Here is a 13,885-nt window from a genome sequence, read left to right on the forward strand (position 1 = left end):
GAGTGAATCGATGCCGTACCGCCCCTCCGCGTCTCGGCGCAGTACGGCCTGAAGTCAGCTGACGAAGTAGAGGGCGACAGCCAGCACGGGAATCGCGACCACGGCCGCAGCCAGCACCAGCTTCGCGATCAGGCGTTTGCGCTCGAGCTTCTCGGCCGTCGGCGCAAACGAGGTCAGCCGTGTCAGCCCCGTCGTGGCCGGATGCAGGTCATCCTCCAGCATCCGGCGCGTACCGAGCCACGGGACGCGGTCCGGATCAGCGTGATACGGGTCCGCGAGACCCGCTGGGACGGCAACGCCCGGGTTCTGCCGCGCATGGCGCGCACCGGCGGCCGCGTACGGGGCCGCCGACCTGGTGCGGCGAGTCATCTACAGCCTCCATGTCAGGAAAAGTCCTGCCCGATCATACGCACCCGGGCTCGGAGCTTCCGGCATTTCGGGGGTCGACGCCGGGCCAGCAGACCCGTCGGGAATGCATGGGATACGCTGTGAGGCGGACAAAAGCGGCTCTCCAGCCGCTCGACGAGAAACCGATGGGCGAAGACGTGCAGCAGAAACTCGCGACCGGGGCGCAGGGCGCCAGAGCGTGGTTGAAGCAGGCGGAGACAGTGCTCGGCAACCACAGCGACCGGCTCGACGCCATCAACGTCTTCCCGGTCCCGGACGGCGACACCGGGACCAACCTCTACCAGACGGTCCGCATCGCCTCCGAGCGGGCCCAGTCCTTCGGGGAAACCGACGACATCGGATTGCTTCTGCGCGATGCCGCGCAGACCGCTCTCGAGAACGCGCGGGGGAACTCCGGGACGTTGCTCTCCGTCTTCCTCCTCGGATTCGCCGAGCCGCTGGTGGGACAACGCCGTCTGGTCCTCCAGCACCTCTCCGAAGGACTCGACCGAGGACAGCTCCGTGCCTGGTCGGCCCTCACCGACCCGGTTCCCGGCACGATGCCGAGCGCCATGAGCGCGGCCAACGAGGCGGTCAACCGGGCCCTCGAGGACTCTCTCCGCGACGTCGACCTGCAGTCGAGGGCGGCGCTCCTCACGGGCCTGGACGCGGCCGTCGAGGGGACACGTCTGGCCGTGGTCGCCTCGGAGGGCGAGCTCGACCTGCTGACCAAAGCCCAGGTCGTCGACGCCGGTGCGATGGGCTTCCTGCTCGTCCTCGAGGCACTCAAGGCCGCCGTCGTCGGTTCGCCCGTCGACGAGTTCGTCCTCGAGGGCTTCCCGGGCTACGCGATCCAGGACCCCCACATCCACGCCGCAGCCCAGGCCGAGGAGGGAGTCGAGGTCATGTGCAGCATGTCCCTGTCACCGCTCGATGCCGCGCTCCTGCGCGGTCAACTCGACGACATGGGCGAGTCCGTCATCATGAGCCCGCTCCCGGACGGTTCGGGAGAGGCGACCCGCTGGCGGGTCCACGTGCACGTGCCCGACGCCGCGCCGGTCCTCGAGATGTTCCGGACGTTCTGCGAGCCGGAGAACGTGACGGTCACCAGCCTCAGCGCTGCTCAAGACTGCGCATGAGCGGCACGCCCGCCCGGGAGCGGCCGTTGGGCGAGCTGCTCGGGGCCGCCGACGCGGGCCGGATCGAGCGCGAGCTCGGTCTCACGACGCTCGGAGACCTGCTTGACTACTATCCCCGGCGCTACGTCGAACGCGGCGCGCTGGCACCGATCGGCCAGCTCGCCCCGGGGGTCGACGCCAGCGTCCTGGGAACGGTCGTGAAGTTCAACAAGCGCCGGATGCACCAGCGCCGCGGAACGCTGTACGAGCTAGAGGTCGCGGACGACAGCGAGTCGGCCGGGCCCCGGGTGAGCGCGGTCTTCTTCAACAACCGTGCCGTCGAGCGGCTCGTGACGGGAACCCGTGTGCTCCTCTCCGGTGTGCCGACGATCCGGCAGAACGGTCTCACGTTCAGCCACCCCGACTACGAGGTCCTGTCCTCCGACGACGCCCCCGACGTCGACCTGCGGCCCACCCCCATCTACGGCGCGACGAAGACCATGGCCAGCGACTGGATCAGGAAACAGATCGGGCGGCTCCTCGACGACGGCGCGCTGGACCAGCTCGAGGATCCGATGCCGGCGCACGTCCTCTCCGGCGAACGGCTCCTGCCCCTGCGCCAGGCGTATCGCTCCATCCACCGCCCCGAGACCCTGCAGGAGGCCTACCGCGCCCAGCACCGGTTCAAGTACCAGGAGGCGTTCCTCCTCCAGACGGTCCTGGCGACCCGACGCGCCGCCCACGACTCTCTGCCGGCCGTGCCCCGTCCTCCGCGCTCCGACGGCGTCCTGGCGGCGTTCGACGCCGCCCTTCCCTTCGCACTCACGGCCGGGCAGCTCGCGGCCGGCGCCGAGATCTCCGCGGACCTTGCGTCCGCCTCGCCGATGAATCGGCTGCTGCAGGGCGAGGTCGGGTCCGGCAAGACCGTCGTCGCGCTCCGGGCGATCCTGCAGGCCGTGGATGCCGGCGCCCAAGCCGCCTTCCTGGCCCCGACGGAGGTTCTGGCCGAGCAGCACTTCAGGTCCATCCGGGCCGCCCTCGGCCCCCTGGGGGAGGGCGGGACGCTCACCGCCGCCGAACACGCCATCCGCGTCGAGCTGCTGACCGGGTCCACCCCGCAGGCCTCCAAGAAGCGCACTCTGCTCGGCCTCGCCAGCGGCGAGGTGGACCTGGTGGTCGGCACCCACGCCCTGCTCTCCGAGAACGTCGGGTTCGTCGAGCTCGGAATGGTCGTGGTCGACGAGCAGCATCGTTTCGGGGTCGAGCAGCGCGATGTGCTCCGGCAGCGGGCCGCCGCGACACCGCATACGCTGATCATGACCGCCACGCCCATCCCGCGGACCATCGCGATGACCAGCTTCGGCGACCTCTCGGTGTCGACGCTCACCGAGCTGCCCCGGGGGCGCCAGCCGATCCGGACGCATGTGTCCTCTCTCGAGGCGCATCCCGGATGGGAGACCCGGCTCTGGGAGCGGGCCCGGGAGGAGATCGCAGCCGGCCGACAGGTCTTCGTCGTCTGCCCGGTCATCGGCGAGGCGACAGACCGCAACGGCGGGGAAGGGCCGCAGCCGACCTCGGCTGAGGCGCTGGCGGCGCAGCTGGCCGAGGAGCCCGCGCTGCAGGAGGCCATGACCGCCCTCCTGCACGGCGGCATGCCCAGCGACGCCAAGGACCAGACCATGACGGCGTTCGCACGGGGCGAGATCGACCTGCTGGTGTCGACCACCGTGGTGGAGGTCGGCGTCGACGTGCCCAATGCGACGCTGATGATCATCATGGACGCGGACCGGTTCGGTGTCGCGCAGCTGCACCAGTTGCGTGGCCGGGTGGGCCGAGGAGCACACGGCGGGACGTGCGTCCTCGTCACCCGGCTCGCGGAGGACCATCCCTCGGTCGGGCGTCTCTTCAAGGTCGCGAGCACTACCGACGGGCTCGAGTTGAGCGAGTACGACGTCGACACGCGCAAGGAGGGCGACATCCTCGGAGCGTCCCAGAGCGGCGGCGCCTCCAGCCTCAAGCTCCTGCGCGTGACCCGCGACCAGACCGTCATCGCGCGCGCGCGGGACGCGGCCTTCGATCTCATCGGCCGCGACCCCGGCCTGGAGGGCCTCCCCGTGCTGCGCCGGATCATCTCGACCATGGACGAGGACAGCAAAGCCTTCCTCGAGCGCGCCTAGGGCGTCAGAGGCGCCGGAGACTGGAGGACCGAATGAGCCGCATCATCGCAGGGATCGCTGGAGGCCTGGCGCTGGCAAGCGTCCCGGGCACAGGGACCCGCCCCACGACGGACCGCGTGAAGGAGTCCGTCTTCTCCCGCCTGGAGCACTGGGAGGCGGTCCAGGACGCCAGGGTCCTCGATCTCTTCGCGGGCAGCGGCGCGCTGGGTCTCGAGGCCGTCAGCCGTGGTGCTCGGCGAGCGGTCCTCGTCGACGCGGCGGACGCCGCGGTGAAGGCGGCGAGGACCAACGCCCAGCGCATCAACCAGGCAGTCGGCGCCGGCCGGGGCGCGGACGAACTGGGGACGGCGGGCGCCCGCGTGGTCAAGGGACGCGCCCCGGGGATCATCGCGACTCTGGGAGATGTCTGGGACCTGGCCTTCCTCGATCCTCCCTACCCGTTGTCCGAGGGTGAGCTGGGCGAGGTCCTGGAGAACCTGCTCCCGCGGCTCTCGGAGACCGCCGTCGTCGTGGTGGAGCGGTCCCATCGCTCGCCCGAACCGGCCTGGCCGGCCGGTCTCGAGCCGATCGACGACAAGAAGTACGGGGAGACCCGCATCTGGTATGCGGAGCCCGCTACCCGCGGCTGAAACCGTCCAGGTCCACGCCCTGCAGCGTGGACCCCGGGAACGGTCCGGCCCCCGCGAGCTGGTCGAGTTCCGCCGCCGAGAACGGCGACTCGGAGGCGACCGCCACGATGTTCCCCGCGTAGCGGCCGGTGAAGAGCTCCGCGGCCCCGGTCGCCAGGACATCGGCGAACACGCCGCGCAGTGCCCGGATCTGCTCGCGGGCGAAGTGCATCCCCTCATCGTCCCCGACGTTGACCAGGAGCAGCCCGCGCGGACCCAGCCGCTCGCGCAGCAGGCGGTAGAAGTCGGGATCCGCGAGGTGGGCGGGGGAGTCCCGGCCCGTGAAGATGTCCAGGACGACGGCGTCGAACGTCGCCTCGTGTCCGGGCTCGGAGGCGGACAGACCCTCCACGTACTCCCTTGCGTCGTCCACGACCGAGACGATGTCACGCCCCATCCGCAGGCCCGCTGGCAGCGCGACCAGCCCGATGACGAAATCGACGAGCTCGCGCTCGATGTCGACGACGACCTGGCGACTGCCGGGGCGGCGGAGACCGATCGATCGCGGCAGCGTCAGGGCTCCGGCCCCGAGGTGGAGGATCCGCAGCGGGGCCATCCTGCCGGCGGAGTCGGGGGTGAAACGGGCGTCGATCGCGTGGGAGACGCGTTGGAGGTACTCGTAGAAGATCCTCCGCTGGTCGTCGAGGTGGACGTGGGACTGCTCCGCCTCTCCGACGAGCAGGATGACAGCACCGTCCTGCAGGGGATCGGCGATGACTCGGGCGACCGACCCGGAGGCCATGGAGAGGCTGCGGTTCAGCGCGTGGGGGCTCATAGGACCTCGGGCAGGCGCCGCAGCCGTTCCGCCGCCTCGGCCAGCACGTCCGGCCGCTTGCAGAAGGCGAAGCGCAGCAGCGACGCGTAGTCCTCGCGTGCGCCGGGGTGGACGAACGCGGTGACGGGGATGGCGGCGACACCGAGCGACTCCGGGAGGCGGTAGGCGAGCTCCCGGGCGTCGGCGACGCCGAGCGGGCGCGCGTCGGCGATGAGGAAGTAGCCCGCCGCGGGACGATTGACCTCGAAGCCGATCGAGGTCAACGCGTCCCCGAGGCAGCGCGACTGCTCCTGCAGTCTCGCCGCACCGGCCAGGAAGAACTGCCGGTCGAATCCAAGCCCTCGGGCGACCGCGCGCTGGAACGGGCCGCCGGAGGAGTACGTCAGGAACTGCTTGACGGCACGAGCGGCGGTGATGAGCTCCGGGGGCCCCGTCAACCAGCCGACCTTCCAGCCGGTCAAGGAGAAGGATTTGCCGGCGGAGCCCGCGGTGAGGGTGATGGCCCCGGCTCCTGGAAGGGATGCGACGGGCACATGAGCACCCTCGAAGACCAGATGCTCGTAGACCTCGTCGCTGAGGATCCGGGCGCCGACCTCGCGGCATCGACGGACGATCGCCTCCAGGGCCTCCGTCGCGACGACCGAGCCGGTCGGGTTGTGCGGCGTGTTGACGACGACGAGGCGGGTCCCCGGAGCGATGGCCGCCGCGATGTCCTCGACGCGTGGCTGGAAGTCCGGCCAGCGCAGGGGGATCGTGGCGTGCGAGCCACCGGCGAGCCCGATCATCGCCGCGTAGGAGTCGTAGAACGGGGAGAGGGTGACCACCCGGTCACCGGGGGATACCAGCGCCAGGATCGCCGCGGCGATGCCCTCGGTGGCGCCCGTCGTCGCCAGCACCTCCGACTCCGGGTCCAGCTCGCGGCCGTAGAACCTCCGGTGGTGCTCGGAGACGGCCACCCGGAACTCGGGGAGGCCGGTCCCGGGCGCGTACTGGTTGAGGCCGCCCTCGTCGATCCCCAGGCCGATGGCCTCCTGCGCGACGGCGCGCAACTCGCCCGGCCCGTCCGAATCGGGGAAGCCCTGGCCCAGGTTGATGGCACTGTGCCGGTTCGCCAAAGCGGTCAGTTCCTCGAACACCGTCGGGGCCACTGCGCCCTTCTCGCTCAGAAGCCCAGCTGCTCCCGCGGCGCGCTGCCACGGGGCCTGGGCTGCACCCATCGTCATTCTGTCGCCTTCCGTCGTGTGCCCTCCGCGCGACGGCCCGCCGGCGCCACGGAACCGACCTGGGGGCCGGGTCAGGATCATGAGAAGCTTATGGGCGCTATGACCGATAAGCACGCCGCCCCGCCCGTCTCCCGGCGCACGTTGCTCGGCGTGACGCTGGCCGGGGCGGTGGCCGGGGCTGCCGGCTGCGGGGTCACCGTCCCTCCCGGGGAGCGCGCCACGACCGAGGCGGCCCCGCCGAGTCCTCGCGGTCACGAGCCCGGCGAACGTAGCAACGAGCGCCGCGAGGAGGTCCTGGTCGGCTCGCCCCTTCAGCAGGTCGTCATCCCGGTCGCCGGATGGGGGCGCACGCCCGATGGCCGGGACATCGCCGTCATGGTCGCCGCTGGCAGTCCGGGGACGATCACCGTGATCGACGCGAACAGCGGAGCGGCGCTCGAGGCCTTCGAGCTGCACGCGGAGGACGAGGAGGAGGACGCCACCGCCAGTGCCTGGGCCGTGGCGGTCGACTCGGAGAGCGGGACCGCCTTCGTCGGCACCACCGACGGCCGCGCCTTCCTCATCGACACCGCCAGCATGAGCCTCGCCCCGGTGGTCGGCGTTCCAGCGGACCGGCCCTTCTTCGAACGCGCCGTCCCCGACGGCGACGGGGGCTTCCTCGCAACCACTTACGGCGACGGCAGACTGCTGCGCTTCACGCCGACTCCACCGGACGACCGGGCGGCGGGCAGCGCCCCGGGCGGGGGCACCTGGCGCGAGTACGGTCCGTTCGGGCAGGAGAACGCCTACTCCATCGGTCTGGCCCGGGCCGGGACCGATGCGTACGTGGGCACCGGCACCAGCGAGCCCGCCGTCTTCAAGGTCGGGCTCACGGACGGGCGGATCGAGAGAATCGACCTGCCGGCGCCGAAGCCGAGCTACAGCGGCGAGCGCACTTTCGTCTACGACCTCGCCGTCTCGGGCGACTACCTCTTCGCGCGAGTCGACCCCGAGAACCGGGTCTACATCCGCAACACGGCGACCGGGCACTGGACGGCATCGATCCCCGACGTCGCGCCCGGCCTGGCGGTCCAGCACCCTGGGTCGAGCCACCCCGCCCTCTTCTTCGCCGGTCTCGATCAGCGCCTCTACGAGTACGACCCCGTAGCCCGCACCCGCCCCGTCCGGAGGAGCCTCCAGGTCTCCGCCCTGCGCGGCGCCGGATGGATCCGCCTCCCGGGCAGACGCCACCGGTACCGGCTGACGACGACGAACGCCACCGGAATGCTCCTCACGTGGGACGCCACCTCCGGTGGGTCCGGTCGGATCCGAGCAGACGTGAAAGCCGGTTCCCGCCCGATACGCTCCCTCGGGGTGGGACCCGATGGCCGCCTCTTCGCCGGTGCCTTCGGGACGGCCTACAGCGTGGCGACCTACACGCCGCAGCCGCTCACCGACGAATTCCAGGACGGCTCCGGCCGATTCGGGACCCTGCCCTGCCACGGCCAGATCGAGGCCTTCGGGGTCCACGGGCACGACCTGCTCGCCGGCTCGTATCCCGGAGCGAACCTGCAACGACTGATGCGGTGGAATCCACTCGCCCCCGCGGGACACTCCAACTCACCGCTCTCGGCGCGGCTCGGGAACCTGCTGGACCCGGATGCCGAAGCGCCACGCCGGCGCACCAGCGGGTCTCGAGCCGTCGAGACCCCCGAGGACGGCCTCGACCACGTGAAGGTGGACCTCGACCTCGCACCTGACACGGGTCAGGATCGGCCCGTCTGTCTCCTCTCGCACGGGGGACGGGTGCTCGTCGGCACCGCGCCGGACTACGGCCAGACAGGCGGCGCGCTGACCATCGTCGATCCGGCCTTCACCGCCCAGCGCTCCTACCGCGACGTGGTCCCCGGACAGTCGCCGCTCTGCCTGGCTCCGGGGAGGACCAGGGACGAGGCGCTCGCCGGGATGGGACCGGCTGCAGGGTACGGGGCGGAGGCCGCCGCGGCCGAGGGCAGGGTGGCCCGCATCGATCTGCGGACCGGCGAGGTCCTGGCGTCCACCGTGCCCGTAGCTGGCGAGATGAACGTGTCCGCGCTCGCGCTCGATGCGGACGATGGGACGCTCTGGGGGATCACCCGCAACAGTGTCTTCCAGCTGAGGGTCCCGGACCTGCGTGTCCTGCGCGCCCAGCGGTACGGGGACCGGCGTGACTCGGCCCGCTACGTCACGGGGCGGACCCTGCACGATGCGGGGACCGCGCTCATGGGCTGCGCGGGCGGCGACATCTTCGAGATCGACAAGGCGACCCTGGCGCGCCGCCTGATCGCACGCGGAACCAATCTCCTCCGCCTGGAGAGCGGTGAGCTGTACTACAGCCGGGGCTCCCAGCTGTTTCGTCGGCTTCATTGAGGGACCGCTGATTCTCTTTCCGGTATGTTCGAACCATGAGACGCGCCGTTTGCCCGGGATCTTTCGATCCGATCCACAAAGGACACATCGAGATCATCGCGCGAGCGACGCGGCTGTTCGACGAGGTGGTGGTCGCGGTATCGACTAATTACTCGAAGCAGTATCGCTTCGAGGAATCGGAGCGGATCGAGATGGCCCGACAGACGCTCTCCTCCATCGCCGGCATCAGTGTCCGGCCCATGGGTGACGGACTGCTGGCCGATTTCTGCCGCGACGTCGGGGCGGACGCCATCATCAAGGGACTCCGGAACGCCACCGACTTCCAGTACGAGGCGCCGATGGCGACCATGAACCGTCACCTCACGGGTGTCGAGACCGTGTTCCTGATGGCCGACAACCACTACGCCCACATCTCCTCGAGCCTGCTCAAGGAGGTCGCGGCACTCGGGGGCGACGTGTCCGACTACGTGCCCCGCGCCGTCATCCAGCGGCTCGAGTCCTGACAGCTTCACACCCACGACCGAAGGGAAAGTCTTTGACGCACCGTAAACGAGTCACCAAGGCAGTTATTCCGGCGGCCGGCCTGGGCACCCGCTTCCTGCCCGCCACCAAGGCCATGCCGAAGGAGATGCTGCCGGTCGTCGACCGGCCGGCGATCCAGTACGTCGTCTCCGAGGCGGTGCGCGCCGGACTCGACGACGTCCTGATGATCACGGGCCGCTCCAAGCGTGCGCTCGAGGACCACTTCGACCGCGTCCCCTCCCTGGAGGCGGCGCTCGCCGACAAGGGCGACACCCGCAAGCTCGAGCTGGTCAACGAGGCCACTGATCTCGGTGACATCCACTATGTGCGCCAGATCGATGCCAAGGGTCTCGGGCATGCGGTCCTCTGCGCCAAGCGGCACGTCGGCGACGAGCCCTTCGCGGTCCTCCTGGGCGATGACCTGATCGGCGAGGACGAGCACCTGCTGGAGGAGATGATCCGGGTCCAGCAGGAGACCGGTGGATCGGTCATCGCGCTCATGGAGGTGGATCCGGAGGCCATCAGCGCCTACGGCTGCGCCGACGTCGAGCGCGTCGACGGCGACGACTACGTCCGCGTGAAGGGGCTGGTCGAGAAGCCGGAGGCCAGCGAGGCGCCGTCCAACCTGGCCGTGATCGGCCGCTACGTGCTCTCCCCGCGCGTCTTCGACGTCCTCGAGGAGACCGGCCCGGGCCGCGGCGGCGAGATCCAGCTGACGGACGCGCTCGAGTCACTGGCCGGCATGGACGGGGAGGGCGCCGGGGTGTACGCGGTGGTCTTCAAGGGCAGCCGCTACGACACCGGCGACAAGGTCAGCTACCTCAAGGCCGTCGTCGAGCTGGCCTGTGCCCGCCATGACCTCGGCCCGGCGCTGAAGCCCTGGCTCAAGGAGCTGGCCGGCGGCTTCTGAGGCCACGGCCGCGGCGACCCGCACGCCCCGAGGACACGCGCTCCCCGACGCGGTTTGGGGTACGGGCGCGCAGCGGCTAAGATGTAATGTCGGTCTATGTTCTACAGGAGTTCTCATTAGCGACAAGCGTATTGATCGCCCGGCGTCACCCGGTCTCGATCGCAGTTCGCCGCTGGCCTTCTCGGTCAAGGATCTCGGGCGCAGCCCGGGAAACATGAGGACCTTGGAGGAGACGGTGCCCGCGCCCGCGGAGATGGGTGTGGCGCTCATCGGTGTGCCTCAGGGGTCGGAAATCGATCTCGAGGTCCGCTTCGAGGCTGTGCACGAGGGAATCCTGGTCACCGGTGAAGCTGAAGTCGACATCGTCGGCGAATGCGGACGGTGCCTGGAGCCCATCGAGTACAGTCACGTCGCCGAATTTCAGGAGCTCTTCTACTACGGCCCCATCGAGGGGTCCGAGGACGAAGAAGCGGAGCAGCATCTGGTCCAGGACGACTTCGTCGACGTGGAACCGGTGCTCAGGGACGCGGTGGTGACCGCACTGCCGTTCCAGCCGGTGTGCCGGGAAGACTGTGAAGGTCTCTGCCCCGAATGCGGGGTACGCCTTGAAGAGGATCCGGACCACCACCATGAAGTCCTAGATCCTCGCTGGGCGGCCTTGAGTGGCCTGCTCGGCACCCCCGCTGATTCAGCGGATTCACGTAAAGATTCAGTCGAGAGAGAAGAGAGTTAGCCGTGGCTGTTCCGAAGCGGAAAATGTCTCGCGCCAATACCCGTGCACGCCGGTCCCAGTGGAAGGCCACCGCGCCCAACCTGGTCAAGACCGTCGAGAACGGTCGCGTCACCTACAGCCTGCCGCACCAGGCCAAGGTCGTGACCGATTCTGCCGGCACCGAGCTGTTCCTTGAGTACAAGGGCCGCAAGGTAGCAGACGCCTAAAGACGTCTGATGCCAGCATCAGAAGACCTGTTGAAGCGTCTCGGAGTCGACATCGACTCCGAGACGCTTCGTCTTGCCCTCACGCATCGCTCGTACGCGTACGAGCACGGTGGCATCCCCACCAACGAGCGCCTCGAGTTCCTCGGCGACTCCATCCTCGGCTACACGATCACCGAGCACCTCTACCACCGGTACCCCGATCTGCCCGAGGGCGACCTCGCCAAGCGCCGGGCCGCCGTGGTCAGCACCCGTGCGCTGGCACGCGTCGCCCGGGACCTCGGAATCGGTGAATTCGTCTACCTCGGCCAGGGGGAGAAGCTGACCGGGGGACGCGACAAGGCGTCCATCCTCGCCGACACCACCGAGGCGCTCATCGGAGCCACCATGCTCAGCTGCGGCGTCGAGACCGCCAAGGACATGGTCCTGCGGCTCATCGTCCCGCTCCTGGACGAGGTGGAGAACCTCGGAGCCGGCGTCGACTGGAAGACGGCCATCCAGGAGGTCGCCGCCAGCCGCAAGCTCGGCACCGTTCACTACGTGGTCGAGGGATCCGGGCCGGACCACGCCCGCGTCTTCCAGGCCACACTGACCATCGGCGGCACCGATTATGGCGCCGGCACCGGCCCCTCCAAGAAGGAGGCGGAGCAGGAAGCCGCTGCCGCTTCCTGGAAGCTGCTCAACGACGACGCCGCGGGCGATTCCGCCGCGCCCGTCGAGTCGAAGGAGCACTTCCGCGGCACCCGTCGTGCCTGAGCTGCCCGAGGCGGAGGTCGTCCGCCGCGGCCTGGACCGCTGGGTCTCCGGCCGCCGCGTCGCCGCCGTCGAGATCCTCGACCCACGCTCCCTCCGGCGCCAGGAGGGCGGGCCCGCGGCCTTCGAGTCGGCGCTCATCGGTGCCCGTTTCTCCGCGGCGGCCCGGCGCGGGAAGTTCCTCTGGCTGCCCTTCAGCCGGGACGGCTCCGAGGAGCCACGCGACGCCGTCGTGGCGCACCTAGGGATGAGCGGCCAAGTCCTCCTGCAGGACGCCGGCATGGCAGAGCCTCGGCACCTGAAGATCAGGATGACGCTCGACGGTGGTCCAGCCGGCGCTGGAGCCGATCTGCCGGGCGAGCTTCGGTTCGTCGACCAGCGCATCTTCGGCGGCATGTTCATCAGCCCGCTGGTTCCGACGGAGGACGGCGCCCCCGGAGGTGCTGGCACAGGCCTGCCGCTGATCCCGGCTGCTGCCGGGCATATCGCCCGGGACGTCCTGGACCCGGTGTGGGACCCGGCGTCGTTCCACCGGGCGGTGACCCGGCTGCCGAGCGGACGCCCGCGCACCACCGGCGTCAAGCGCGTCATCCTCGACCAGGCTGTCATCAGCGGCGTCGGGAACATCTACGCCGACGAGGCCCTCTGGTACGCACGGCTGCACTACGAGCGTCCCGCGTCCGCGCTGACCCGGCAGCAGAGCGGGGTGCTCCTCGAGTCCCTCGTCGATGTGATGCTTCGCTCCCTCGAGGAGGGAGGCACCAGCTTCGACTCGCTCTACGTCAACGTCAATGGGGAGAGCGGCTACTTAAACATTGACGTAGAGCGGGTCGAAGGAAGCCGTACAGTCAAACGTCGTGATTGGCGGTGCCGGACAGCGGCCCGGCGTCAACGAGTCGTTTCCCGGTCTGACCTGGCACGACGAGCGCTGGCCAAGCCGCTCAGTGGTCCGACATGCTCAGCAGCGCACCGCCATGGAGCCGGGTTGCAGAGTCTGGGAGGTGCGAATCATGCCTGAATTGCCTGAGGTCGAAGTCGTGCGCCGGGGACTCGACGATCATGTCCGTAGCAGGAGGATCGCATCGGCTGTTGTCCGGCATCCTCGGGCCGCTCGTCGTCATGTGGGCGGTCCGGAAGATCTGGCAGCGCGGATGGTCGGTGCGACGATCACGGGGACTGCCCGCCGAGGCAAGTACCTGTGGCTTATTCTAGACGGCGAGGACGCGCTGCTGGCGCATCTGGGGATGAGTGGGCAGATGCTCATCACGGCCCCTGAAGCTCCGGTCGCTGCGCATGAGCGGGCGCGGTTCACTTTCACTGATGGCTGCCATGATCTGCGGTTCGATGACCAGCGCACGTTCGGTCATCTGATGTACGACGAGGGCGGGGCATCACTTCCGTCGCCGATCGCCCACATCGCGCGGGATCCGTTCGATCCGCAGTTCGACCAAGCGGCAGCAGTTGCGCGAATCAAGAGCAAACGTATCGGGATCAAGCGCGTGCTGCTGGACCAGACGGTGGTGTCCGGCATCGGGAACATCTACGCCGACGAGGCGCTGTGGGCTGCCAAGGTGCACGGGGAGACGCCGGCTTCGTCGCTGAGCAGGCCGAGGATCTCAGCGCTGATCGATGCTGCTCGGGAGGTCATGGCTGCCGCACTCGCCCAAGGTGGAACCTCGTTCGATTCCCTCTACGTCGACGTCGCAGGTAGCAGTGGCTATTTTTCCCGCAGCCTGAACGCCTACGGTCTTGCCGGCCAGCCCTGCACGCGCTGCGGGACGCCGATCGTGCGGGAGAAGTTCATGAACCGGTCGAGTTACTCCTGTCCGGTCTGCCAGCGGAAACGCTAGTGTGAACGGCAGCTCGCACGTCGACTTTGATCGTCGTGCTGTATCGACACACAGTTCGTCAATGCGTATCGTTCGCCGTCGCCCTGGATGCTGGACGGTTCGTGGTTCAGTTGCTGATTCTCGCGATGACCAGAGCCGTCACGCCCGAGCCACTCGGGTCTAGATCTCCGATCGACGC

Annotated in this window: 14 protein-coding genes; 11 read left to right on the plus strand and 3 right to left on the minus strand. The window is 69.3% G+C overall.

Features of this window, described 5'->3' with window-relative positions:
- Positions 1-54: 54 nt before the first annotated feature.
- Complete coding sequence (locus ABD784_RS01135) at positions 55-369, minus strand: hypothetical protein (protein ID WP_344878746.1); 315 nt, start codon at positions 367-369, stop codon at positions 55-57.
- 164 nt (positions 370-533) lie between these two features.
- Here ABD784_RS01135 and ABD784_RS01140 point away from each other — a divergent pair, with 164 nt between their 5' ends.
- Genes ABD784_RS01140 through rsmD form a run of 3 tightly spaced genes read left to right on the plus strand, consistent with a single transcriptional unit; the run spans position 534 to position 4,311 of the window.
- Positions 534-1,526, plus strand: a complete 993-nt coding sequence (locus tag ABD784_RS01140; RefSeq protein ID WP_344878749.1) for a DAK2 domain-containing protein — start codon at positions 534-536, stop codon at positions 1,524-1,526.
- Positions 1,523-3,682, plus strand: coding sequence for an ATP-dependent DNA helicase RecG (locus ABD784_RS01145; RefSeq protein WP_344878752.1), 2,160 nt, complete (start codon positions 1,523-1,525; stop codon positions 3,680-3,682). The genes ABD784_RS01140 and ABD784_RS01145 overlap by 4 nt, the downstream gene beginning before the upstream one ends.
- Positions 3,683-3,714: 32 nt before the next feature.
- On the plus strand, positions 3,715-4,311 hold the full coding sequence (gene rsmD, locus ABD784_RS01150; protein WP_344878755.1) for a 16S rRNA (guanine(966)-N(2))-methyltransferase RsmD: 597 nt from the start codon (positions 3,715-3,717) through the stop codon (positions 4,309-4,311).
- Here the strand turns inward: rsmD and ABD784_RS01155 are convergent.
- Positions 4,298-5,125, minus strand: a complete 828-nt coding sequence (locus ABD784_RS01155; RefSeq protein WP_344878757.1) for a spermidine synthase — start codon at positions 5,123-5,125, stop codon at positions 4,298-4,300. The two genes, rsmD and ABD784_RS01155, sit on opposite strands and share 14 nt — an antisense overlap.
- Complete coding sequence (locus ABD784_RS01160; RefSeq protein WP_344878760.1) at positions 5,122-6,348, minus strand: aminotransferase class I/II-fold pyridoxal phosphate-dependent enzyme; 1,227 nt, start codon at positions 6,346-6,348, stop codon at positions 5,122-5,124. Before ABD784_RS01160 ends, ABD784_RS01155 begins: the two co-directional genes overlap by 4 nt.
- Positions 6,349-6,447: 99 nt before the next feature.
- On the opposite strand from ABD784_RS01160, the gene ABD784_RS01165 reads away from it, so the two are divergent.
- From ABD784_RS01165 to mutM, 8 genes are all read left to right on the plus strand, one after another.
- On the plus strand, positions 6,448-8,736 hold the full coding sequence (locus tag ABD784_RS01165) for a WD40 repeat domain-containing protein (RefSeq protein ID WP_344878763.1): 2,289 nt from the start codon (positions 6,448-6,450) through the stop codon (positions 8,734-8,736).
- Positions 8,737-8,771: 35 nt separating this feature from the next.
- Positions 8,772-9,239 carry a pantetheine-phosphate adenylyltransferase gene (gene coaD, locus ABD784_RS01170; RefSeq protein ID WP_344878766.1) on the plus strand — a complete coding sequence of 156 codons (468 nt, stop codon included), beginning with the start codon at positions 8,772-8,774 and terminating at the stop codon, positions 9,237-9,239.
- Positions 9,240-9,271: 32 nt separating this feature from the next.
- Entirely contained in the window at positions 9,272-10,168 is an 897-nt protein-coding gene (gene galU, locus ABD784_RS01175; protein WP_344878770.1) for a UTP--glucose-1-phosphate uridylyltransferase GalU, read from the plus strand.
- Between the two features lie 172 nt (positions 10,169-10,340).
- The gene (locus tag ABD784_RS01180) at positions 10,341-10,901 is read left to right on the plus strand and encodes a YceD family protein (protein ID WP_344881225.1); all 561 of its coding nucleotides are present in this window, start codon (positions 10,341-10,343) and stop codon (positions 10,899-10,901) included.
- 2 nt (positions 10,902-10,903) lie between these two features.
- Positions 10,904-11,107: a 50S ribosomal protein L32 gene (gene rpmF / locus ABD784_RS01185; RefSeq protein ID WP_309081904.1), complete on the plus strand. Its 204-nt coding sequence runs from the start codon at positions 10,904-10,906 to the stop codon at positions 11,105-11,107.
- 9 nt (positions 11,108-11,116) lie between these two features.
- Positions 11,117-11,860: a ribonuclease III gene (rnc, locus tag ABD784_RS01190; protein ID WP_344878773.1), complete on the plus strand. Its 744-nt coding sequence runs from the start codon at positions 11,117-11,119 to the stop codon at positions 11,858-11,860.
- The gene (locus ABD784_RS01195; protein WP_344878776.1) at positions 11,853-12,875 is read left to right on the plus strand and encodes a DNA-formamidopyrimidine glycosylase family protein; all 1,023 of its coding nucleotides are present in this window, start codon (positions 11,853-11,855) and stop codon (positions 12,873-12,875) included. The genes rnc and ABD784_RS01195 overlap by 8 nt, the downstream gene beginning before the upstream one ends.
- Positions 12,868-13,707: a bifunctional DNA-formamidopyrimidine glycosylase/DNA-(apurinic or apyrimidinic site) lyase gene (gene mutM / locus ABD784_RS01200; RefSeq protein ID WP_344878779.1), complete on the plus strand. Its 840-nt coding sequence runs from the start codon at positions 12,868-12,870 to the stop codon at positions 13,705-13,707. Before ABD784_RS01195 ends, mutM begins: the two co-directional genes overlap by 8 nt.
- Positions 13,708-13,885 lie beyond the last annotated feature (178 nt).

The organism is Zhihengliuella alba (genome assembly GCF_039538765.1).
GTDB lineage: Bacteria > Actinomycetota > Actinomycetes > Actinomycetales > Micrococcaceae > Zhihengliuella > Zhihengliuella alba.

Bases quoted from the DNA above. Each gene is read 5' to 3' on its own strand.
- ABD784_RS01135 (WP_344878746.1), bottom strand. From the start codon at position 369: ATGACTCGCCGCACCAGGTCGGCGGCCCCGTACGCGGCCGCCGGTGCG.
- ABD784_RS01140 (WP_344878749.1), top strand. From the start codon at position 534: ATGGGCGAAGACGTGCAGCAGAAACTCGCGACCGGGGCGCAGGGCGCC.
- ABD784_RS01145 (WP_344878752.1), top strand. From the start codon at position 1,523: ATGAGCGGCACGCCCGCCCGGGAGCGGCCGTTGGGCGAGCTGCTCGGG.
- rsmD (WP_344878755.1), top strand. From the start codon at position 3,715: ATGAGCCGCATCATCGCAGGGATCGCTGGAGGCCTGGCGCTGGCAAGC.
- ABD784_RS01155 (WP_344878757.1), bottom strand. From the start codon at position 5,125: ATGAGCCCCCACGCGCTGAACCGCAGCCTCTCCATGGCCTCCGGGTCG.
- ABD784_RS01160 (WP_344878760.1), bottom strand. From the start codon at position 6,348: ATGACGATGGGTGCAGCCCAGGCCCCGTGGCAGCGCGCCGCGGGAGCA.
- ABD784_RS01165 (WP_344878763.1), top strand. From the start codon at position 6,448: ATGACCGATAAGCACGCCGCCCCGCCCGTCTCCCGGCGCACGTTGCTC.
- coaD (WP_344878766.1), top strand. From the start codon at position 8,772: ATGAGACGCGCCGTTTGCCCGGGATCTTTCGATCCGATCCACAAAGGA.
- rnc (WP_344878773.1), top strand. From the start codon at position 11,117: ATGCCAGCATCAGAAGACCTGTTGAAGCGTCTCGGAGTCGACATCGAC.
- mutM (WP_344878779.1), top strand. From the start codon at position 12,868: ATGCCTGAATTGCCTGAGGTCGAAGTCGTGCGCCGGGGACTCGACGAT.